This is a genomic window from Pseudoalteromonas sp. 1181_04 (assembly GCF_052850545.1).
Genome location: NZ_VXCS01000015.1, coordinates 55538 through 79041 on the forward strand (window position 1 = coordinate 55538; position 23504 = coordinate 79041).

The following is a 23504-nucleotide window of genomic DNA, read 5'->3' on the forward strand; positions in this document are numbered from 1 at the left end:
CTTACTTTATCTAATTGGATTGTTACTATGTCTGTTACTATTTTTCATAATCCACGTTGTTCAAAATCGCGTGAAACATTAGCTCTACTTGAGCAAAAATCGATTCAGCCAGAGATAATCGAATACTTAAAAACCCCACTGAATCATGCGCAAATCAGCATCTTAGTTAAACAGCTAGGGTTTTCTTCAGTACGTGAACTAATGCGTACTAAAGAAGATATTTACAAAGAGTTAGACCTTAAAAATGAGCATGATGAAAACGCACTCATTACAGCCATGGTTAGCAATCCAAAATTAATTGAGCGCCCTATTGTTGTAAATAACAATAAAGCCGCACTGGGTCGCCCACCAGAAAACGTACTAAGCGTACTTTAATGAGCGTCACTATTGTTGTGTTGTATCATTCAAGTCACGGCTCTGTTGCAGCCATGGCACATGAAATTGCAGAGTCGATTGAATGCCAAGGCGGTACTGCACTGCTAAGAACCTTTGTAGCTAGAGAACCTCACGATATTGTGATCAGCAAAGATGACTTAATCCAGTGTGATGGGTTAGCATTTGGCACCCCTACTCGCTTTGGTATGATGGCCTCACAAGCCAAAGCTTTTTGGGAAACCACCAGCGACTTATGGTTAAAAGGGCAATTAATAGATAAACCAGCCTGTGTATTCTCATCATCAAGTAGCATGCATGGTGGCAATGAAGCAACGTTGCTTAATTTGTCACTGCCGTTATTACACCACGGTATGCTGTTAATGGGTGTGCCGTATGAAGTACCTGAGTTACTTGCCACACAAACCGGTGGCACTCCCTATGGTGCAAGCCATGTTGCTGGTGCACAAAATAGCGCGCAATTAAGTAAAGACGAAATTAAAATTTGCCAAAGCGTTGGCCAACGCTTAGTTAAAATCACGAGAAAATTACAATGACATCGCACAGCGATTTAAACCCACAACTCACACCGAAAAAGGCTATTACTATCCGTTTTCAACGTATTGCAATAATTGGCTATATTGGCTTGTTACTGCTGATGCCACTTTGGTTGTTTTTATTAGAGCCTAGAGAAGGTCATAGCAATGGATTTATTTTTGTTGTGTATATTTTACCGCTTTTACTGCCGCTAAAAGGCATCATTCAAGATAAACCTTATACGTATGCATGGGCAAACTTTATTGTTATGTTCTATTTTATTCACGGTTTTACCCTACTGTGGGTCGCACAAGAACAACTAATATGGGTCGTTTTAGAGCTGCTGTTCGCCAGTATGATGTTTATTGGCTGTACTTATTATGCACGTCACCGAGGTCAAGAGCTGGGGCTAAAAATTCAAAAACTAAAAGATGAGTTAGCAACAGAAAAAGCGGCTCATGAATTTAATAAAAAAGACTAAAGTTAATACCAAACGACTTAAATATTTAACCATTCTAGCGAGCTAAATGGTCAGTAACTTAACACGATTGGTATAACAACTAAAAAACGCGCTTAATTAGCGCGTTTTTGTCTACGGTACATGCAAGAAGCTTAAACAACTTCACTTAACGTTGCCAATGCAACAATACTTGCTAAGCCTAGCTGCCCAACTAAACTGATCAATGAGCAACAACGCAGTACAAATAACCCCCATGGGTGTTTAATATGAGGGTATAAAGCGCAGCGCTTCAAACTAATTGCAAAAAAGAAGCAGACAATTGCCAACATGGTTAAGCAAAGCGTCAGTTCACTTTTAATTGCAATCGAATCATCAAAAAAGAAAAACAACTGTAGCGGCAACAATAAAGTCACGATGGCATGTAAGGCGTGGACTTTTTTGATCCGCGAAAATTGTCCATCCGGCGATAATTCTTTAATACCAAAATCACGCTCTAAGCATTTCACTAACTGACTGGCTTTAACACTCACTGCTAAACGATAACAACTTAAGCCATCACAGTTACGAACACGAAAGTCATAGCCAGACTTCAATAATAGCACCATCAAAGGTTCATTTTTTGCTAGTACCGCATAATGTAAAGCACTGTTACCAAGGGCATCACGTTGTTTTTTATCTTGTTTATCTAATAAGGTTTGTACTAAATTAACAAACCCTTTTTCAACTGCCCACATAAAGGCCGTTTTACCATTTTCATCCGCCAACGTGCCTGTTGCACCTTGCTCTATAAAACGCATCGCCATCGTTTGTTTAGCTGTGTCAAAACGCAAATGCGCCAACAGTGCTTGTTCTAATAGCACCACTGAGTCAACATCTGGTGATACTTGGGTTAATAAGGTGAAATAATCCTTTCCGCCAGCAACTTTTTTCGCCGCTAATTCACTTAACGCATTAACGTCATCGATTGAGTCAGGTATAAAGGTGCTAAAACGTTCACGAAAATCAACTTCTTTCCACAGTGCCAAGGCATCTTCAGCACTCATTTTACTGCCCGCATTGAGCGCATACTCGATGATTGTAAAATAGCGTTTTGAGAATAACTGAGATAATAACGTAACGGGTGTTTCTATCGTTGTTTGTGACGCTACAGCTGCATATTTTTCAAGGCGTTGGCAAAGTAATAGCACTAAACTCTCTGGGCTATACTCGTTATCAAAATAGTAATCTTTAGCTGCCGAAATATACTGTTGAGCGGCTTCATCATATTCACAGATATGTTGGAAAAAACACTCTTCAAATGGCTCAAGGGGAGTTAACCAGGTTAAATAATAGATAGGCGGTAGCACAGTGGTACACACGCCATTGTCTTCTTCAGTCGAGCGACAAGCCGGCCATGCTTCTAAAGCGTCTAAAATAAATGCACCGTTTTGCTCAATAAGTCCTTTGACTAATAACGGGTATTCTTTAGGCCAAATAAGTACATTTTCCATTAAAAAAACACAACTCCAGTGTCTATCTTGCTCGGTACAAAGGTCAGTAAAAGAGTTTAACAACTACAAACTGACACTGCGCTTAATATAATTTTAAGTACCCCAGTAAATTAGTGATACCAGTGGGTATGTAAGCGCTTATTCTAGCATACCCAAAACCACACGCTATAGCCAAACCGTGTGATTTTAAAAGAAAATAACAAAGCACCATGCAGTTAACACTGCACGGTGCTTTAGGTTGGAGACTTACTTGGAAATGATTACTTACTGTTAAGCTCAGCTGTCACTTGGTCAAGGCCAACTTCTGAAATTCGTTGAATAACTTCTTTTTGCTTTGCACTGAGTAACGAAATACCTTCAGCGACAATATCATATACTTTCCAGCTACCATCTTTGCCTTGGCGAAGCTTAAAGTGTAAGTCAATCGTTGGCGCATTATCTGCAATAATTTGCGTCTTAACCGTGGCAAACTCGCTCTCTGCAGCATCGTTACTTTCTTCGAATTTTATTTCTTGCCCGGTATATTTCATTAATGCACTAGCATAGGTAGTGGTTAAGTAATGCTCCACTGCACTTATAAATGCAGTCGCTTGTTGGCGATCGATACCTTTAATGTGCTTACCTAATAATTTATAGGAAACAAATTTAACATCTATATTAGGCATTAAATACTGATCAACAATGTGTGCCATGTCACTTTTGCTCGCTGTGCCTTGGCTGTTTATTTTGCCAATTTCACTAAACAGCTGATCGCCTACCTGAGTTAATAACTGATTAGGTGACTGTTGTGTTTGCGCAAACAAGGAAGCACTAAAAACTAGCGCGATTAATAATAAATAACGACCAAGTGAAATCATTGTTGATAAGTCCTAAGTAAATCTTGTAGCGTAATTTACGCTGTTCATAAGAGATTAAAAAGCCTCAAAATAGCACCTTATTAGTGCCAACACGGCATCAATTGATTTAATCTTTTTATTTCATATTGTTAGCTAAGCTCATGTAATAACACACAGAGTCTGTGAATTTATGCCACTTGAATTAGCCTCCCCCACGCCCTTATTTTGTAAATAACGTTTTCATCTAAAGAGCTTTACCATGTTATTTAAAACATTAACTGTATTGATTTTATTATCTATTTCCATGTTCAGCAGACTATCTTATGGCGCGCCCTATACACTTTCTCCTCATGGCTATGCCATTGATTACATTCAGGGGGAAGGTGATGTTAAAGGTTTAAAACTGGCATACCAATACCATGCTCCAGCACTACAATCATTAATTGAAAATACCCATATTTACTTAGAATCAAGTATTAATATTTGGGAATACGGCGCAGATAATAGCCATCAGACAAATGTTGTCCTTGCAATGTCCCCGGTATTTCAACATCTGATCAGCTCAGTGCGCGGTATTCCTCTGTATTTCGAAGCCGGCATAGGAATTTCATTAGTAAATGACACTCACTTCGCCGGCAAAAATGTGAGTACCCACTACCAGTTTGAAGACCGACTAGGCTTTGTTGCTGATTTTGGAAAAACCAAAGCTGCGGTGCGTTATTTACACTATTCAAATGCAGGGTTTAAAAGACCAAACCCAGGTCTTGATTTTATTTCGCTGTCGTTTTCTAGACGTTTTTAACCCTAGAAATCTTTGCTACACTAAGTACTTATAAATGACTCATTAGAGATCACCATGCAAATTTGGCATATACTCATCATCATCTTAGTGTTGGCAATCATTATCGGTAATATTTTGCTGATCAAACACTCAGCAAAAATGGATTTTAAAAAACCAACCGATGAAGATGAACTCAAATCAGAGCAACAAAAAAAGCCCTAACTAAGTTTTGTTAGGGCTTTACATCGTAGGGGATGTTCTTACTTCAGCTCCTCACGCAGCTCTTTGGTTGCTTTAACCATATTATCAAGAGCTTGTCGCGTTTCTTGCCAACCACGGGTTTTCAAACCACAGTCCGGGTTTACCCATAAACGCGCAACCGGTATTTTTCGTGCGGCTTTATGGATCAACGTTTTCATCCATGCAATATCCGGTACATTCGGAGTGTGAATATCATATACACCTGGACCAATATCATTTGGATAATCAAAATTCTCAAATGCTTCAAGTAGTTCCATGTTAGAACGTGAGGTTTCAATGGTGATCACATCGGCATCCATATCTGCAATCGCGGCAATAATACCGTTAAATTCGGCGTAACACATGTGAGTATGAATTTGTGTTTCATCTTTCACACCGCTTGCTGAGACCCTAAATGCATACGCTGCCCATTCTAAATATGCTTGCCATTGGCTACATTTAAGCGGCATACCTTCACGAAATGCAGGTTCATCAATTTGAATAATATCAATACCGGCATTTTGTAAATCGACCACTTCATCACGTAACGCAAGTGCAATTTGATTAGCGATGGTGGGTTTGTCTAAATCATCACGAATGAATGACCAAAACAGAATAGTTACAGGACCTGTTAGCATGCCTTTCATTTTCTTACTCGTCAGCGACTGTGCGTATTTTGTCCACTGAACCGTCATCGCTTTTTCACGTGATACATCCCCCCAAATTACAGGTGGTTTTACACATCGCGAGCCGTAGCTTTGCACCCAACCAAACTGGGTAAAAGCAAAGCCTTCTAATAGTTCAGCAAAGTATTCAACCATGTCATTACGCTCCGCTTCGCCGTGCACTAACACATCTAAATCAAGCGCCTCTTGCTCTTCAACAGCGTAGCGAATTTCTGCTTTCATTTGCCTTTGATAATCATCCGCAGATAATTCACCGGCTTTATAATCACGGCGTGCTTGACGAATTACTTGAGTTTGTGGAAATGATCCTATCGTGGTGGTCGGCAGTAGCGGTAAATTAAGTGCTGCATGTTGTTTTTCAATACGTTGAGCAAATGCATGATTACGCTTACCGTCTTTTGCGGTGAGTGCAGTTACACGCTGTTGTACAGCTGTATTATTTACACGAGTAGAGGTTAAGCGTGCTTTAATAGGTGCTGAATAAGCAACGAGCTCACTGATATCATTGCTTTCAAGCGCGGCTTTTAATAATGACAGCTCTTGGCCTTTTTGTTTTGCAAATGCAAGCCATGAACAAAGTTCATCATCGAGCTTTTCTTCTTGCTCTAAATCAACCGGTGTATGCAGTAAAGAACAAGATGGGGCAAGCCATAGATTATCACCGCGCTTTAGCGCAATGTCTTTTATGCTATTAAATACAGCCTCTAAATCAGTACGCCAAATATTACGGCCATTTACTACGCCTAATGATAAAACTTGATCTGTACTTAATAATATATCTAGTTTTGCAACATCAACATTTGTTGCAACACAATCAAAATGTACGCCATCAACAGGGTAACCTGCAATATCATCAAAGTAGGCAGTGACTGAGTCAAAATAACTAGCAAGTAACAACTTCACGCCTTGACCTGCAAGTGCACGAAAGCTTGTTTTTAATGCCTCTTGATAATCTTCAGTCAGCTCTAAACCTAATATAGGCTCATCAACCTGTACCCATTCAATCCCTTGCTGCGCTAATTTAGCGAACACGTGTTGATAAACAGCTAATAGTTTTTCAAGTAAGCTAAGTTTATCAAACTCCTCACCAGCACATTTTGCTAAGTAAAGATAAGTGACGGGGCCGACCAATACTACTTTTGCATTGTGCCCCAATGCTTGTGCTTGAGTAACTTGCTCGAATAACTCAGTGCAAGTTAGTTGAAACTGCTGATCATGAGTTAGCTCTGGAACTATGTAATGATAATTAGTATTAAACCACTTTGTCATTTCGCTTGCTGCACATGAACAACCGCTTGGTGCACGACCACGCCCAATACGAAATAATGTATCAAGATCAATGCTACCATCCGCTTTTTGATGACGCTTGGGCACTGCGCCAATCAATAAAGAGGTAGATAACACATGGTCATACCAAGCAAAGTCACCTACCGGTAATAAATCAATCCCAGCATCTGCTTGAAGAGCCCAATTTTCTGCCCGGATCGTCTTACCTTGATCAAGCAACTGCTCTTGGCTGATTTTACCAGCCCAGTATGATTCTACTGCAAATTTTAGTTCACGCTTTCTACCTATGCGAGGAAAACCTAAGTTATGTAATTGTGCCATGTTGAAATTCCCTTCCAGCTGTTTAGATAGCTAAAACCATAAACCTATACCTGACATCAAACAATTGATGCTTCCTCAGTTTCAACTTGAGGTAAATTCATGGAAATGATTTTTTGCAAACTCAAAAAACACAATGACATCGCTGTCAAATATGATGCTATAGTAGACTTGTAAATTTCACGTAAAAAAACGGGGTTTATAGCCATCTAGACGTTGATGCATCTTAATTTAAGGCGTATTATGGCTGTAATCTGAGTTAAACTCACCTTTACCATGAGAATTATTAAAGATGATTGATGTAAAACACTTAAAGACCATCGCAACCTTGAAAGAAACCGGTTCTTTGGTAAATACTGCGCGCGAATTATTTTTGACTCAATCCGCTTTATCTCATCAAATCAAAGATTTAGAAAACAAGCTTGATTGCCAACTATTTGAACGTAAAACTCAACCGGTGCGCTTTACCCCACAAGGTATGCTATTACTTGAACTTGCCAGCGAAGTACTCCCGCGTGTTGAAGCAACCAAATGCCGTTTAAAAGAAAGTCTTAATCAACCAATTTCACAATTACGACTCAGTGTTGAATGCCATGCTTGTTTTCATTGGTTATTACCAACAATTAAAGAATTCAATAACTTTTGGCCTGATATCAAAGTTGATTATGAGCGCGGCTTTAGTTATGACGCTATTCCTGAGCTGCTCAGTGATGAATTAGATTTAGTACTCACTTCAGACATTCGTGAACCAGATAAACTTGAATACGCACATTTATTTGATTTTAAGCTTAAATTAATTGTTGCCCCAGATCATGAACTAGCGAAAAAAGCCTATGTAACGGCGCTTGATTTGAAAAACGAGACGATTATTTCATACCCTATTCCACGAGAGCGTCAGGATATCTTCAAACATTTTATTCAAAATGCACGTTTTGATGGCACCTTGAAAACCGTAGATCAGGGCTTGCTCATTTTTCAGCTTGTCAGTGCCGGAATGGGGGTTGCAGCATTACCGGATTGGTTAGTAACACCATATGAAAGCCAAGGACTCATTAAGTCGATTCCATTAGGCGCGCTGGGATTAACCCGTCCAATGTATTTAGCCATGAAAAAGAATATGAAAGATAACCCAGTGTATCGCCACTTTTTAAATACCTGTAAGTTAAATAACGGTCGATAAAATAGGTTTAACCCAGTAGCATACAGAAAACCCCTTTATGTGTGCTACTGTGATGTTTGAACTGAAAAAAATCCTCGGTGCAATGCTAATGCCATTGCCTCTGTTTGCTCTACTGTGCTTTGTTTGCTTATTAATCGCACTGCGTACCAAGAAAGTCAGCATATTTATTGGTTTAATCGCAATTACCAGTTTATTGCTGATCAGTACCCCTTTTATTGGTCAAAAAATAATTGCTCCAAATTCACAGTTAAAGTATGTTTTTGATACAAATAAACAGCCGATACTCGATAAAATAGTGGTACTTGGTTGTGATATAAATCCTAACCCAAAACTTAACGCCAATAGCCAACTTGGTAATTGTGCTAAAAGCCGCCTAATCGAAGGTATGCGCTTAGCATATGTGTACCCACAAGCTCAACTCATTGTTTCAGGTGGCGGTTACAATAAAGTGACCAACAGTAGTTTGATGCAACAAACCGCGATAAGTTTAGGTATTGATGCGCAGCGTATTAAACAAAATCCTACGGCTATGGATACCGCCGATGAAGCACGGCTTTTAGCACCTGCTCTAGTTGATTTTAAAGTTGCACTGGTAACTTCGGCAAGTCACATGGCACGAGCAAAAGATCTATTTAATAGCCAAGGCGTTGATGTTATTCCAGCCGCCACTGACTTTCATGACTTTAGCGAATGGCCTACCCATAAACAGTATATTCCAAGTGCTGATGTGCTATTAGCGGTGACCCGTGATTGGCATGAAAGAATAGGCATGTTTTTGATAAGTGTGCGCCGCTGGATTGATCCAGAAGCGCTTTAAGGTCTAACTCACTTAAAGTGAATTAGCTGGCAACTCAAACTGGGTTGTCTATATCAATGAAGGTTACATCAAAACCATGTTGCTCAGCCAATAACTCACCGAGCGCTTTTATGCCATAGCGTTCGGTGGCGTGATGGCCTGCGGCAAAAAAATCGATCTTTTGCTCACGCGAACTGTGAATGGTCTGCTCTGAAGCCTCGCCTGTTAAATAGGCATCAATCCCCTGGCTAGCAGCCAAATCAATATAACCTTGACCACCTCCAGTACACCAAGCGATGGTCTCAATTAGCTCATCACGCACTAGACTCACTAAAGGTTCACGAGCAAGCACTGTTAATATTTTTTGTGCAAATTGCTCACCACTCATTGGGATTTTTAAACGCCCTTTGACTGCGACACTATTTGCTACAGGCTCCAAACCATCGAGTATTTCTAAATCAAGTAGCTGTGCTAATTGCGCGTTATTACCGATTGATGGATGCACATCAAGAGGTAAATGATAGGCAAATAAATTGATATCATGATTAAGTAACGCAGCTATGCGACGCTTTTTCATACCGGTAATAGGTTGCGCTTCACCTTTCCAGAAATAACCATGATGAACTAATATTGTGTCTGCGCCATGCGCAATTGCAGCATCGATTAATGCTTGACTGGCAGTGACACCTGTAACAATTTTTTTTATCTGTTCACGTCCTTCGACTTGTAGCCCATTTGGGCAAAAGTCTTGAATAGAATCAGGTCTTAAAATGGTATTTAGTAATTGGTTAAATTCTCTGCGCTGCATTTTTTTATTCCAGATTAGCGTTAAATTTTGTGCAAATTTTGGCGTTTATAGGGCTAAAATGGAAGGAAAATCGCAAAAAATTGAAAAGTAAGTCAAAAATAGGTATAAATAAATATTCTCAATCTGTGTTTACAACGTATAGGGCCTCTGATGAGCAAACTAGACAAAACAGAAGTATTAAATGCCTTTGAAGCAGCATACCAAGCAGCCAATGGTAAGAAACCTGAAATCACCAGCAAACCTGGTTGGTACAGCATCGACGGCGGCAAAAACTTGCGCCTTGCAGAAGTTGCTGAATTAACAGAGCAGCTAACTTCAGGCGATACGTCTGCACAACCTGCAGCACCTGCTAAGAAAACTAAAACTAAATCAGCAGTGCCAGCTAAAGCAGCTGTTAAAAAAGCACCATTTACTATAACAACAGCTAATGAAGAAGGTTACACTGCCGAAGAGTTTTGGATTGTGTACCTAGCTAAAAAAGATCACGATTGCCGCTTACCTCGCGGTGTTGTGTAATAACTTTAGACTCGTAGCATAAAAAAACCGCTTTTAAGCGGTTTTTTTATGGCCAACAACGTTGAGTTTTGTATTCAACCACCCTGATATATACCCACAGATAACAATAAACACGGTACCAACAAGAACTGGCATAATCAAAAAGTCCCAACTTTGACCACTGACCATAATTAAAATAGGGTTGGCCCCTGCTGCAGGATGTATGGTGTTAGTCAACATCATTGCGGTCACAGCTAATCCAGTCGCAATAGCAATACTGATCGGATCCACGCCTATAAAACTAATAAAAGCCAAACCTATCACGGCAGTGATGAAATGCCCTACAATAACATTTTTTGCTTTTGCTAAAGGGCTTTTTGGTACACCAAACACCAGCACCGCAGTTGCGCCAAATGGTGCCATAAGCCATACACCATAATTCCCTAAACTTTCTAAATATGCTAATACCGAAAGTGTCAGTGCAGAAAAGATACCCGCGATAACGGCTTTGTAAAATACATCATTCATTAATATTACTTCCTTTAGAGGTAGACCGACTTGTCTACATTTAGATGATAGACAAGTCGGTCTACTTATGTCAAGCTTACTTTTTGACTAGGAGCAACCATGGATAAACGTACCCAGATAATTAATACCGCACTCAGTGCGTTCTATCAAAGAGGGATCCATGCGGTAGGCATTAATGAAATACTTAAAGAAGCAGGTGTTGCAAAAAAAACGCTTTATAATCATTTCGTCAGTAAAGATGAGTTGATCTGTGCGTGTTTAGAGCTCAGAGATCAGCGCTTTAATCAGTGGTTGTATGAACAATTAGAAAACTGCAATACCCCCTTCGAAGTGGCTAATGCACTTTTTAGCGCACTCTCCGCTTGGATAGATAATAAAGTCTCTGAGCTTGGACCTTTTAATGGCTGTTTTTTTATTAATACCGCAGCGGAGTTTCCACACAGCGAGCACCCTATCGCGATGCTTTGCAAAGCACACAAAGAATCAGTTTTACAATTATTGTTCGATAAACTCTCACACACAGAACAACTTAAAGGTCAGTTAGAAAAAACCATACAGTTAGCACAATTATTAATGACCTTAAAAGAAGGTATGATCTGTCAGGCTAGAGTGACGCACTCCAGTAATACACTATTGCAAGACCCAGTATTATTACGCCAACTTATAGCAAGTAGCATATAAAAAAAGCGGCTGTTCAGCCGCTTTTGATTGGTTATAACACTAATAATTACTTATCTTCAAAGTACAATTTGTCGCGTGCTTTTTTGCCAACTTCATTCATAGTCGCGGCATCAAATAACCGACCGTTGATCATCGTATAATCAACTTTATCTGTATCACGAATATTAGTCAGTGGATTACCATCAATCACCATTAGGTCAGCAAGTTTACCGACTTCCAATGAGCCGATATTCTGATCAAGGCCGATGTACTTGGCCGGATCAAGCGTCGCCGCACGAATAGCTTCCAGTGGACTCATACCACCTTGAGCAAACATCCAAATCTCCCAGTGCGCTGCAAGGCCTTCGCGCTGACCATGTGCACCTAGATTCACTAAAACACCTAAATCTTGTAGCTCTTTTGCTACCCGTGCATTGTTAAAGTGATTATAGTGGTGATCGGGTGCTTTAACACGGCGCATTGAACGTGGTAATAATTGGTTTTTTGGCACAAATTTACTTAAGCGCGGGTGATTCCACACATCAGTCTTATCATACCAATAGTTTTCTCCCCAGATGCCGCCATATGCCACACCAAGTGTTGGCGTGTAGCCTACATCACTTTGTGACCAAAGCTGCTTGATATCATCATAAATATTCGCCACGGGAATTGAGTGCTCAATGCCCGTATGACCATCAACCACCATCGTTAAATTATGCTGTAATAATGAACCACCTTCTGGCACCACCATCATTTCAAGCTCTCGGCCAGCTTCAATTACTTGTTGGCGTTGTTCACGTCGTGGTTGGTTGTATGATTTAACACTAAACGCGCCAACTTTCTTTAATCGCTCTAAGTGAAATTTAGCATCATCTAACGAATCAATGTGTGATGTATAACCTGGCATATTGGCACCATATAAAATAGTACCGGTTGAGAAAATACGTGGGCCTACAATAGTCCCCGCTTTTTGCATTTCGCTGGCTGTAAAAATCTCTGTTGTATCGTTTGATGGATCGTGAATTGTCGTGACGCCTAACGATAGGCCCGCTAAGTTTTTCCAATTTTGCTCAGGAATGATCTCATCGCTGCCTTGTGAACCATGCGCATGCGCATCAACAATTCCTGGCATAATTGTTTTGCCAGATACATCAATTACCTGTGCGCCTTTTGGAATGTTAATATCAACAGCTGTACCAACGGCTTTAATATGTTTACCATCGGTTAATAGTATACCATTTTCAATGACTTGCTCGCCTTTCATGGTAATAATACGTGCGCCCGTTAAAGCTATCATGCCTTTTGGTTCAGCCATTTTGCTACTAAAGCCAATGTTATCGCCACTTTTTACTTTAAAGTCAGCGTCATCCGCTTTATTGATATCAAATAAACCTGCCAAACTTGCATGATAAAGCTCTGGGCCTAGCGTCCAATACAGTTTATCGCTGCTGGCGCTCCAGCTGATATTCTCACCGGCACGAACAGATAACTGCTCAATCGGAAATTGGCTGTCTTTAGGACCAATATTAATGGTTTTACCACTTTGCACTAATGGCGTAACAAACACTTTAAAACGTTCAGCAAAAGCGAGGTACTTGCCATCAGGCGATACTCTAAACTCAGTAGCATGCTCTGACTCATAAAGCTTAGTGATTTTTTTCGAATCAAGTTCAACCACACTTAGCGTTGGCTTAGGCCATGGGCTCATCACAAAAACTCGATCATTAGCTGATGCAAACTGCGGCTGATAACCACTTTTAGAAATTAACTCAGCTTTCCCGCCTTTGCTACTCACTGCATAAATACCCGGATGCAGTGACCAATCAGGGTTTAAAATGCTGCCTCCTGAGGCTTTACGGTACACTACCGTTTTGCCATCAGGACTAAATGTTGGCTCAACATATTTACCTGGCTCTGTGGTAATATCATCACCGCGACCACTACGCGGAGAGACAACTCGAACAGCCCCCTGTTCGTTATCATCCCAGGTTACATAGACTATTTTTTTACCATCACGGGAAAACTGCGGGAACAACTCAAAGTGGTCATTTTGTTCAGTTAAACGCTTTATTTTTCCTGACTCTAAATCGCGTTTATAAATATGTCCTAGCGCTTCAAAAATTGCTGTTTCACCATCCGGCGAAATCTGTACATTACGCAACATTTTTACAGCAAATTCATCGCTATCAATATTTTGTGTAAAACGCACTGCTTGTTGAATTTTCTTACTGGTTTTAACTTCAAATGGTACGGTTTCTACATCGCCATCTTGCACATCAAGTTTATGAATAGTACCGCCAGCCCAAAATACCAGTTGGTTATTATCTGGTGTCCATGCAATGGTTGGATACACGCCATGAATAGCCCAAGTCTCTTGCATATCACGTTCAAGCTTGTCATATAGCTTAGTATGCTTACCGCTGGTTAAGTCATATAGGTAGAGGCTAGTTTGAAAATCATCTCGTTTAATATACGCAAGCTTCTTACCGTCTGGCGACGGGGTTGGTCTAATCGCGCCGCCCATACCATCAATAATCGTTTCTATCTCACCCGTTTCGCGATCGTAACGCTTGATTTTATAAATGCCAGCAACCGAATCTTTTGAATAATGAAAGGTTTTACCCGGCGTTGCATCATGTGAAAAATAAACATATCGGCCATCAGGTGAAAACATCGGCTCACCTAAATCTTTTTGATCATTCTCACGTTTAGTGAGTTGTACACCTTTGCCACCCGCTTTATGATAAAGCCATACTTCACCTGCGCCTAATGAACGGCTCGCTGTAAAATGCTTACGAGCAACAATATAGTCGCCGTCGGGACTCCATGCGGGGCTGTTCAATAAGCGAAACGTTTCATCGGTTACCGCGGTTTGATTCTCACCGTTTAAATCCATCAACCAGATATTATCGCCGCCACCTTGATCAGAGGTAAACGCAATATGTTTACCATCAGGACTAAAACGCGGTTGCATTTGCCATGCGATATCAGAGGTCAGTTGGGTGGCAGTGCCACCAGCCATCGGCATAGTGTAAATATCGCCCAGCAAATCAAACACAATGGTTTTGCCATCAGGACTGACATCGATATTCATCCAAGTGCCTTGAGAGACACTAATATTAGCATCAACAAATTGCCCTTGTGGCGCATCCACTTGCCATTTTTTGTCATCATTATCTTGTGCCTGAGCCTGACCATATAGCGCCAGTGACACAGCTACAGCCATTGCTGTATGAAGCATTTGTTTCATCGCCTTCTCGCTTATTTTTATTGCGGTTTTCATCTTATAAACATGATTGCAACAAAAACGGCAGCAAGTTACCAGCGATATCTGATAAAGCGTCGTTATTTGGCGGTTAATGCCATTTTATTGGATCAAACTGATAATAGCCGACCAATAAACTGTATATTTCAGGATCATAATGGCGCAGCTCACTGGGCTTTTCGAGAAAAGTTTCGGTGATCACGGCAAAAAATTCGGCTTCATTAGTTGCACCATAACTATGAATAACATGCGGCATATTATACGCAACATGAGTTTTTAACTGATTATAAGCGCGGCTAAAAACACGCCCCCACTGTTTATAATCTGCCTCTTTAGCTAATATAGGCGTGCCTGTGGTTTTACCTGTTTCTTGATCAAGTTGGTGAGCAAATTCATGAAACACTAAATTATGTCCGTCACTGGGTAAGCGATTCCCTTCAAGCACATCGTGCCAGCTTAGAACTAAAGTCCCTCCAGGCCATGACTCGCCTTGACGAACAGTATTATGATAGCTTACTAATCCGGCACTATCACGAGATGTCTGCGGCGCGTAATAGGCACTTGGGTACAGCAAAATTTCTTTCACATTTTGATAAAGTGGCCATGGTTTATTAAGCACCAACACACATGCATCCGCAGCAATTATTAACTTCATACTCTCGTTTAGAATTAAACCATCACAACCAATAAAGCGTTTTTCATTTAGAAACCAGACAATATGACGCTCTAATTTTTCCCGATCAGCATCCGTCATTTTTTGATAGATAGGCATATACCGTAACAATAATGTTTTTTGCTTTTCATCTAAACGATAATCTTGATACTTTTTTTGCCACAAGCGGTTTTGAATAACCGGCCAACGCCAATAAACAACTACAAACGCAATCAGCGCAAATATTAATAATCCATTTACCATTACGAGGTCCTATCAACAGGTGTAGCTTATTAATATGTCCTGTGAGGATAAAATTCAATCATCTAGCCTAGCAACAGCTAAAAAACCGCCCATAACTATGTTAAAGGCGGTCAACTATATTATTACGTAAAATCAATTATATTAACGATATAAACGGTCCCATGCACAAGTACGGTAACCATTACGCTCAAAGTAGAAACGATTACAATTGTCATCGTAGTTGCTATTGCCGACATCAATACGATGACCACTAATATATTGATTATGTAATGACACCTGCTGGCCGTTATACAACAAAGTAAAATGCACGTGAGGACCTGATGATTGTCCCCCTTCACATAGTGCTTGGTTATAATTGTTCGCATAACGACCGAGCCATGCACCTGGCTGCACAAAATCACCGCTACTATACTGCAGATTAGACATATGATAATAGTTGGTTGAATATCCACTCGAATGCGTTACGCGGATATTACATGACGAAAAACGTGTGATAGTACCGCCATGCGCCGCTTGAACATATGGTGTATTTGCGCCCCAACCACCAGAGCCATCATTAAAATCAAGCGATGAATATGGATAACCAGAGCCAGTATTAGAGTGAGCCCCACCGCTGTACCAATAATAACCTGATGACCATGGTAAGTTCATTGAAAAACTAGCCGCGGCAAACTGCTGATTGCTACTTTGTAGTGCACTTTTAGAGGATCTTTGTAACTGAGCGCGACTATCAGGGAATAGAAGCTCAAACGTCGCTAAAAAGCCGGTTAGATCGCTCTTAGCGTAATTAACATTATCTTTGCTTAATACTTGTTTTTTAAGAACACTGACCAATGCTTGTCGCTGCAGTACTGCTGTTGGTATTGACTCTATTGGTGATTTCCTCGCCCGCATACTTTGATGTTTCCGGGGTGGCTTGGCTATCTTGCCACTGTTTATATGCATAAAAACGTTGACTTAACATCATTACCACATCTTCTAGCTGGGCATCAAAACCGTGTTCGTCCGATAAACCTGCAAAAGCATTATTAATATCTGCGTCAGGATCAGAAAGTAAGCCACTTTGCAGCTCAATCAACGCTAAGATAACTTTAGGGTTGATACTTGTATAACCTGCCCAGTGCAAAACACGCTCTTTTTTATCTTCCAGTACAGGCGCATGCAGTGCAAAGAAATTATCCCAATCTTCACGCAACAAGTCATTATTGAACACAAACTGAGTATCGTCCACAGCCACCAAGGAGGTTAACTTAAGTGACTCAATGGACTGTGCAGTAAAGTTAAAATCATTATGCTTATGGCCTTGTGCAAACAACGCTGGCGACACACCTAAAACACCTGCTAAAGCTACATATATCATCTTACTTTTCATCTTTTGTTCCTTCTGTTCACATCAAAAAGACCCCAAAGTGGGAACAAAAGGTATAGCATCAAATTCAACTAAATGTTAATAAAATGTTTTAATATATGTATTAGTATATATTATATACTCGAAAAGCAATGGCCTGTAGCGTGTTTATCTACCAAAAAAACATACCCCCATATTGTCAACAAACCAAGCTTCTAGGCGATTTAAATATATAACCTCAAAATTGAATTTGGGATCATCTTAATTATCAATACACAAGTCCATCGTATAGCACTCTTTGTTAATGACACTTACGAGTTTATCTGACCCCAGAATAGTCAATATCTAATAACAGGAAATATATCTGTCGAATACATTATTAACTCAGTGAGACCCCACTTTTAAGGAAGATAAAAAAGGGAGAGAGTACAAAACTCCCCCCCGTAGAAACAGCTAACCTTTAAAGCACAGGTAAGGTAATTTTGCCTGTAACAATTTCAGAACTGCCTTTTACAGCATACTCATAACCAAAAGTAACATTATTTTTACTGCTTAATTGATTGTCATCAAGATTTTCTATTTGATAAGTATTATTTGATAACTTATACCACTGACGATCAGGAAGGCTTGTGTAGAAATCAACAGAGTAGTCATCAATTAAAATAGTTTCATTAACAGCAACTGAAACTGTATTAATCTCGCTAATATTTATGTTGCCATCAGATACAATTGTGCTCTCAATTAGTGCAGGATTTACTTTTCCATTGGCTGTATAGCCTAGCAAATTAACTTTAAAATGACTTAAGGTTGCTATTGATGCTGGTAAGTAAAGACTACCATTGTTTGATTTACGCTTAAAACCAACATCTTCATTAGCTGTATTCTTAAGTACTATAGTTTTGCCGTCAGTTAATCCGTTATTATTATCCCAACGCAATTGATTGATATCAAAAGGAGATTGATCTGCAATACGAAATGAGCTTGCGGCTGAGATATTCACGACTTCACCTGTAGACTTCACACTGACTTTTTCAATGTTATACTCATAATGGCCGCCGACAAGAGGAGCGGCTGGTGACAGAGTAACAAATGTATCGTTATATTTAAGCGATGAGGTAAAAGGAACAGAAACGTCATTAAACGAAATTTGCGTTACGCCTTGTGCAATAAAATCGTTTTCATCATCAGTACCTTTAACAACCGTTATTTGACGTTTCTTAATTAATGACGCAGCACTATCAACTAACTCAATAGGCGCTTCCATAAACATATAGAAGTTTTGAGATGTTTCATCTGCTATGGCACTAACAACTCCCGGCCTAGAGGAAAACGACGATACTCTTGGCTTTATTACTAGTGATAAAACACCATCGTCTAGTTCATAAAAACGATTTAAATTATTAAAGCTTGAGTTAGTAACTGACACCCCACCATTTGTAGCATAAAGATTTACTTCACCTGTATCATAGCGATTACCTGAACTATCTACGAAACTAGGTAAAAGTAGTTTCATCTTTGAACTACCATTATATTCAAAAATATACTCTTTACTATCAGCATCGAAAGTTGCTGGCGTTCCTTTAGTAAGATTTTTTAATGAAACAAAGTTCAAATTATCAAATGTATTACCAAGTTCATTAATTACTGAAACACGGACTTCAAACTTTGCGTTTTCAGCTGTTTTAGAAACATACAAAGTATTTCCGTTGGTTAACTCGCTTATATTAATTTGGCTAATACTGTCTGACTGATTGTTATAACTAAAATCATCAACAGCATCATTGTCAACATCAAGGTCCATTAATAGCAGATCAGTAAAACCGGCTACTTTAGCAATAGAGTACATACCAGTATCTGCATTATAGGTAGAACGAATAAAATGTTCATTACGATTCGAAAATTCATTGTACATATTAAATGCAGTGGAAATACTGTAACTAAATTCAAGCCCTGCTACAGGTGTATTTTCACCATTAAGCAGTACTTCAAACTGCACAGTTTCAGCACTTGAAACTTCTAAACTTCCCAATTGAGCTATACCGTAATTCGTTTTACCGTAAAAAGCACGCTCCTGAAAAGAACCATCAGCACTGGAGACAAGCAGAACAAAGTCAGAGTTTTTTGGTAGCTCATTTAATTCAAATAAACCGTTTGAAGCAGCGACAGGCTCGCTCCAGTCATTACCAATTTTAATTGATACTTGGGCATTATTAACAGACTCACCTGTTAATAAGTGTTTAACTGATCCAGTTAAAGTTACACTTTCTAGCTCAGCTTGAGCATCAGTATTATTTTCAATAGCAGCTACTATATCGTCATTATTATCTTCAACTTCTAGGCAACCAGAAAGGAAAAAACTAGATGAAATGGCAAGTGCAATAGCAGATTTTCTTAACATTTAAACTCCATGTATTTATTATTTTTACCCAGATTGGGCTCATGTGAAGTATACCGAAGTACTTGCTTATAACGCAACAATACAATCCCAGGACTTAAGTATCTGAACATAAGATAAATTGTCTATTTATCCCCCACAACTAACTGGGTTGTTTGTTTTTATAGCAATTTATATATAAAATCGACTGTCCACTTAATATAGAAAATAACATTAGCAATAAGTAAAGTTAAAGTTAAAGTTAAAGTATTCATAGTAAGTAATTCAACTACGAAGGATAACAGTCAAAAAATTTTTTAATAACCTTTTCACTTCACATTTTAATCTTTATATTTTATTTATTTCGACTCGATTTCGCCCATTACTTTTTGCTTGATAAAGCGCTTGGTCAGCTTGCGCCAGTAACCTGTCATAGTCATTAACTGCCAATGAATCTGCGACTCCAAAACTAACCGTTACCGATAACCCGCTAGCTATGTTTGAAAAATCGTAGTTTGCAATTTGCACACGTAATTCTTCACATAATTGAGCGGCTTGTTGCGCGGTTTTATGAGGGAATAGTAATGTAAATTCTTCACCTCCCCAGCGAGCAACTTGACTATCATCACTCTCATTGAGCTCTCCTAGTATATGAGCAACTACGCAAATTACTCGGTCGCCAACAATATGTGACCACCCGTCATTAATTCGCTTAAAATGATCAATATCCATGATCGCAATAGCGAGAGGTGAATCATGTTGCTTAAAGTCAGCAAAATTATCCGCGAGCCAACAATCAAAGGCACGACGATTTGGCAAATCAGTTAGTTGATCATGGGTTGCTTGATGAGCAAAGGCATCTGTTTGTTGTTGTAGATCATTAGTTTGTTGCTCAACCCGCTTGATCAGCTCGATTTCTATTTTTTTATAATGATAAAGTCGGTATCTATAAAGCCCGTAGACCAATGCTAATAAACCGATAAAAACCATGATTTTAAAAGTATTTTTTTGCCAGAAATAAGACTGGATCACAAACGTTAAGGTTTTATCATTATCTTGCCATTGCCCATTAGGGTAGCCAGAACGTACTTTGAACGTGTACTTGCCCGGTGGTAAGTTAGTATATTCTGTAATACTGAGTTGATTACGGTTAACCCACACATTGTTATAGCCAGCCAATTGGGTCTGATAATTCAATCGATGGGGCATAATAAAACTTAAGCCCGCATAATGAAAAGAGAGCCGCGAAACACCCACCGGTAAAATGATTTCTTCATCTTGCTGCACTAAGGGGGTCATTTTGCCATCTACATACATGGCCTCAATAATTGTCGGTAATGTCTTCTTAGTAGCTTGCTTTAATCGTTCAGGGACGATAGTACTTGCCCCTTGCGCTGTAGCAATCCAAATACTGCCATCTTTATGCAACACCGCAGCAGGATTAGACCCGCCATTAGCCTGGGCGCTAAGCATGCCGTCTCCTTCATCATATAGCTGATACTGGATTGGCAACGCATTATTTTGTGCTAACTGGGCGAGTCGCTGTTTGACTTGCTGTTGATTAACTTGGATCACACCGCGATTACTAGATAACCAAAACGAATCTCCCTGTGCCACAACTTGAAACAACTTATCAACTGGCAAGCCTTGTTCACGCCCAAGAATACTCATCTCTCCGGTTGGGATATGACACCGGACAAGACCACGGTCTGTCGCCATCCAGATATATTCAGACTCAGCATAAAAACCAAAAGCATATGCAGCATCAAAATGGGCTGGAAATACTTTAGCCGTAAACTTTTCTAAACTTGGGCTAAAAAATGCGACCCCAACGCCGGTTCCAATCCATACATTGCCATAATTGTCTTCGCTAAGGGCTATAATAAAATCACCAGGTAAACCATCTACACTTGAAAACTGCTTCAGTGATCCATCCACATCTATTCGTGTCAATCCTGCTGCGGTTCCTACCCATAAGCGCCCTGCACTATCAAATAATAACGCCCTGACCTCATTGCTGGCTAAGCCATTTTTACGATCTAGAACAGGATAAGCTTTACCATTGATAATCCTCATCAAACCTGAGGTATAAGTCCCTAGCCAAATATGTCCTTGCGCATCCTCAGCTAAACTTAAAACCGATAACGAATCATTCCCATAAGCAGCAGGGAATGTGTTTACTTTATTATCTTCAATACGGTTTAAACCTAGGCTGCCGCCTACCCATAAGCTACCATCTGAATGGGACAGCACGGTGCGAACATAGTCCCCTGTTAAACCGCGTTTTGTGGTCCAAGTTGAAAAAGCAGCTTCACGCAATCGGTACAAACCGCCATTTGTGCCAACCCAAATACTATTTTCACGATCTTGTAATAGCGATAAAATCCGATTGGCTGGTAAACCAGCGTCAGCATCAAGTTGTTCAAGTCCTAACGGGCTTAATCGAAACACCCCTTTATTGATCGTACCAAACCAAAGATCATCATGATCATCTTGTAAAATACTTGAGATAGCCTCATCTTTAAGCTGAGCATGAATACTGACAAAACGGTTGTTCACCTGCTTCCATGCGCCTTGTTCACTGCCTACAATGAGTTCACCTTGGCGGGTCAAATACAAGGTGTATATTGGACTTTGTGGTAAACCTGAATCGGGAGTAATTAATCGCGCTGTTTTATTATTAATTTGATACAAGCCTTTGCTGGTTGCAGCCCAAATCATACCGGCTTTGTCTTCTATTAGGCGATAAGCACTGAAGTTTTCTAAAATCGCCGTGTCCGGCGCACTATCAAACTCTCGATATACAACACCTTGGCCCTCAAGAGCTAACCAAGTTTCATCGGAAGGTGTTTTTAATACATGATTTACCATCGCAGTGGCATTAGGCTTAGCGTGCCATTGCCCTTGATATAAATGACTGATCCCACCTCGGGCACCCACGATATATAAACCGCCATCAGCTTGTGGGGCTAAACTACGTAAACCAGAATCTGGTAAACCAGTTATTTCCGTGCGTGTAAATAGTTTAAACTCACGGCCATTAAATCGGGCTAATCCTTCCCATGTGGCAATCCATATATAGCCATCATTTGTTTGCACCACACTATTGATACTATTGTGAGGCAAACCAGAACGGGTATTCCAAGTTTCGGCAAAGTAGTCATTAAGAGGTAAACGGGTTTGCTCAGCAGCAAAGCTGCTAAAAACAACAAAAAAGAAAAAGCAAAGACCTAAACGAATCATTATACTAAACGCCTTCGTAATTATGGCGAGCTAACAACTTAGCATTAACGCAAATTAAATAGATAATGATTTACTAGTAGTTAATTATCATTATATTTTTTGTATAGGAATTATACTAACATAGTCTGAGTTTTATTTTCATTAACTAAATAACACAATTCGTTTACGACTACGCTAAGCACACAGAGCGTCTATGCTTTGCTGCAGCTGGTCAATAAACTTCGCTACATGTAAACCATCCATCAATGCATGGTGCACATCTATTGAGATAGGCAATGTCCCCTTTTGCGCATCAAACTGTCCAAACACTAATTTAGGAATGCCGAAATGATTACCTTGTGTATGTGCGTGAGAGAAGCTTGTAAAGTTCAACCACGGTAAAACCGAAATATGGATCAAATCAGTCTGACCTTCGGTTTGCGCAAAAGCAGTTGAGAATAATGGCTGTTGCTTTGCAGCTAAGCTAACTTTATTTGCATGCACTTGAAAGTCGTTAAACGTAGCTTGTTGTGAAAAATAGCTAAACCTAAAGGTATCATCATCAGCAAGCTCTACAACACTGGCACGTTGAGCAGCTAGTTGCCAAGGTACACCGTCAATGATCCTCAGTAACATTGGTTGATAAGCATTGCTTGCCTGCAATGTCGCATAGATATAGGCATGAAAAAAAGAGCATTGCTGTGATTTACAATACTGATACAGCGCCCCCATATCTAATTGTACACATACATTAAAATAAGGTTGCGTAAACTCTTTAAACAGTGAGAAATGTTGTTGGCGTGGCCATGTGGCTAAATCGATGGGCGTCATATCTTTAGAAAACTATACAAGTCAGGATGACCGTATCGTGAGGGATTTACTGAATAATGTAAAGGCGTGCAATT

General features: G+C 39.8%; 21 protein-coding genes. 9 read left to right on the forward strand and 12 right to left on the reverse strand.

Features of this window, described 5'->3' with window-relative positions:
- Nucleotides 1-27 precede the first annotated feature (27 nt).
- Genes arsC through FW757_RS13770 form a run of 3 tightly spaced genes read left to right on the forward strand, consistent with a single transcriptional unit; the run spans nt 28 to nt 1390 of the window.
- Complete coding sequence (gene arsC, locus FW757_RS13760) at nt 28-375, forward strand: arsenate reductase (glutaredoxin) (RefSeq protein ID WP_182739949.1); 348 nt, start codon at nt 28-30, stop codon at nt 373-375.
- Nucleotides 375-929 (forward strand): NAD(P)H:quinone oxidoreductase, encoded by a 555-nt coding sequence (wrbA, locus tag FW757_RS13765; protein WP_145241001.1) that lies wholly within the window; start codon nt 375-377, stop codon nt 927-929. The genes arsC and wrbA overlap by 1 nt, the downstream gene beginning before the upstream one ends.
- Nucleotides 926-1390 carry a DUF2069 domain-containing protein gene (locus FW757_RS13770; protein WP_145241003.1) on the forward strand — a complete coding sequence of 155 codons (465 nt, stop codon included), beginning with the start codon at nt 926-928 and terminating at the stop codon, nt 1388-1390. Before wrbA ends, FW757_RS13770 begins: the two co-directional genes overlap by 4 nt.
- 131 nt (nt 1391-1521) lie before the next feature.
- Here the strand turns inward: FW757_RS13770 and FW757_RS13775 are convergent, their stop codons facing one another.
- On the reverse strand, nt 1522-2859 hold the full coding sequence (locus FW757_RS13775; RefSeq protein WP_182718421.1) for an ankyrin repeat domain-containing protein: 1338 nt from the start codon (nt 2857-2859) through the stop codon (nt 1522-1524).
- Nucleotides 2860-3119: 260 nt separating this feature from the next.
- Entirely contained in the window at nt 3120-3716 is a 597-nt protein-coding gene (locus FW757_RS13780; RefSeq protein WP_149982826.1) for an MlaC/ttg2D family ABC transporter substrate-binding protein, read from the reverse strand.
- A 238-nt stretch (nt 3717-3954) separates the two neighbouring features.
- On the opposite strand from FW757_RS13780, the gene FW757_RS13785 reads away from it, so the two are divergent.
- Nucleotides 3955-4497: an acyloxyacyl hydrolase gene (locus FW757_RS13785; RefSeq protein ID WP_182778740.1), complete on the forward strand. Its 543-nt coding sequence runs from the start codon at nt 3955-3957 to the stop codon at nt 4495-4497.
- A gap of 54 nt (nt 4498-4551) precedes the next feature.
- Complete coding sequence (locus FW757_RS13790) at nt 4552-4698, forward strand: DUF2897 family protein (protein ID WP_145241011.1); 147 nt, start codon at nt 4552-4554, stop codon at nt 4696-4698.
- Between the two features lie 38 nt (nt 4699-4736).
- On the opposite strand, the gene metE is transcribed toward FW757_RS13790, so the two are convergent.
- The gene (gene metE / locus FW757_RS13795; RefSeq protein WP_446441341.1) at nt 4737-7010 is read right to left on the reverse strand and encodes a 5-methyltetrahydropteroyltriglutamate--homocysteine S-methyltransferase; all 2274 of its coding nucleotides are present in this window, start codon (nt 7008-7010) and stop codon (nt 4737-4739) included.
- A gap of 289 nt (nt 7011-7299) precedes the next feature.
- Between metE and FW757_RS13800 the strand changes: the two genes are divergently transcribed.
- Both FW757_RS13800 and FW757_RS13805 read left to right on the forward strand, forming a co-directional pair.
- Complete coding sequence (locus FW757_RS13800; RefSeq protein WP_182718425.1) at nt 7300-8187, forward strand: LysR family transcriptional regulator; 888 nt, start codon at nt 7300-7302, stop codon at nt 8185-8187.
- A gap of 52 nt (nt 8188-8239) precedes the next feature.
- Entirely contained in the window at nt 8240-9004 is a 765-nt protein-coding gene (locus FW757_RS13805) for an ElyC/SanA/YdcF family protein (RefSeq protein WP_182718426.1), read from the forward strand.
- Nucleotides 9005-9038: 34 nt separating this feature from the next.
- Here the strand turns inward: FW757_RS13805 and FW757_RS13810 are convergent, their stop codons facing one another.
- Nucleotides 9039-9791 (reverse strand): Nif3-like dinuclear metal center hexameric protein, encoded by a 753-nt coding sequence (locus FW757_RS13810; RefSeq protein ID WP_182718427.1) that lies wholly within the window; start codon nt 9789-9791, stop codon nt 9039-9041.
- Nucleotides 9792-9941: 150 nt separating this feature from the next.
- On the opposite strand from FW757_RS13810, the gene FW757_RS13815 reads away from it, so the two are divergent.
- Nucleotides 9942-10307, forward strand: a complete 366-nt coding sequence (locus tag FW757_RS13815; protein ID WP_182739946.1) for a hypothetical protein — start codon at nt 9942-9944, stop codon at nt 10305-10307.
- Between the two features lie 33 nt (nt 10308-10340).
- On the opposite strand, the gene FW757_RS13820 is transcribed toward FW757_RS13815, so the two are convergent.
- Nucleotides 10341-10814 (reverse strand): HPP family protein, encoded by a 474-nt coding sequence (locus FW757_RS13820; protein WP_182739945.1) that lies wholly within the window; start codon nt 10812-10814, stop codon nt 10341-10343.
- A gap of 99 nt (nt 10815-10913) precedes the next feature.
- Here FW757_RS13820 and FW757_RS13825 point away from each other — a divergent pair, with 99 nt between their 5' ends.
- Nucleotides 10914-11495 (forward strand): TetR/AcrR family transcriptional regulator, encoded by a 582-nt coding sequence (locus FW757_RS13825; protein ID WP_182739944.1) that lies wholly within the window; start codon nt 10914-10916, stop codon nt 11493-11495.
- A gap of 46 nt (nt 11496-11541) precedes the next feature.
- On the opposite strand, the gene FW757_RS13830 is transcribed toward FW757_RS13825, so the two are convergent.
- From FW757_RS13830 to FW757_RS13860, 7 genes are all read right to left on the reverse strand, one after another.
- Nucleotides 11542-14724 carry an amidohydrolase family protein gene (locus FW757_RS13830; RefSeq protein ID WP_446441342.1) on the reverse strand — a complete coding sequence of 1061 codons (3183 nt, stop codon included), beginning with the start codon at nt 14722-14724 and terminating at the stop codon, nt 11542-11544.
- 106 nt (nt 14725-14830) lie between these two features.
- Complete coding sequence (locus FW757_RS13835; protein WP_149982835.1) at nt 14831-15655, reverse strand: M90 family metallopeptidase; 825 nt, start codon at nt 15653-15655, stop codon at nt 14831-14833.
- A 141-nt stretch (nt 15656-15796) separates the two neighbouring features.
- Entirely contained in the window at nt 15797-16549 is a 753-nt protein-coding gene (locus tag FW757_RS13840; RefSeq protein WP_446441343.1) for a M23 family metallopeptidase, read from the reverse strand.
- Nucleotides 16473-17027 carry a hypothetical protein gene (locus FW757_RS13845; RefSeq protein WP_446441344.1) on the reverse strand — a complete coding sequence of 185 codons (555 nt, stop codon included), beginning with the start codon at nt 17025-17027 and terminating at the stop codon, nt 16473-16475. The genes FW757_RS13840 and FW757_RS13845 overlap by 77 nt, the downstream gene beginning before the upstream one ends.
- Nucleotides 17028-17463: 436 nt before the next feature.
- Nucleotides 17464-19401, reverse strand: coding sequence for a hypothetical protein (locus tag FW757_RS13850; RefSeq protein WP_446441345.1), 1938 nt, complete (start codon nt 19399-19401; stop codon nt 17464-17466).
- 324 nt (nt 19402-19725) lie between these two features.
- Entirely contained in the window at nt 19726-22620 is a 2895-nt protein-coding gene (locus FW757_RS13855; RefSeq protein WP_446441346.1) for a two-component regulator propeller domain-containing protein, read from the reverse strand.
- A 174-nt stretch (nt 22621-22794) separates the two neighbouring features.
- Complete coding sequence (locus tag FW757_RS13860; RefSeq protein WP_182739940.1) at nt 22795-23430, reverse strand: CatA-like O-acetyltransferase; 636 nt, start codon at nt 23428-23430, stop codon at nt 22795-22797.
- Nucleotides 23431-23504: the final 74 nt, after the last annotated feature.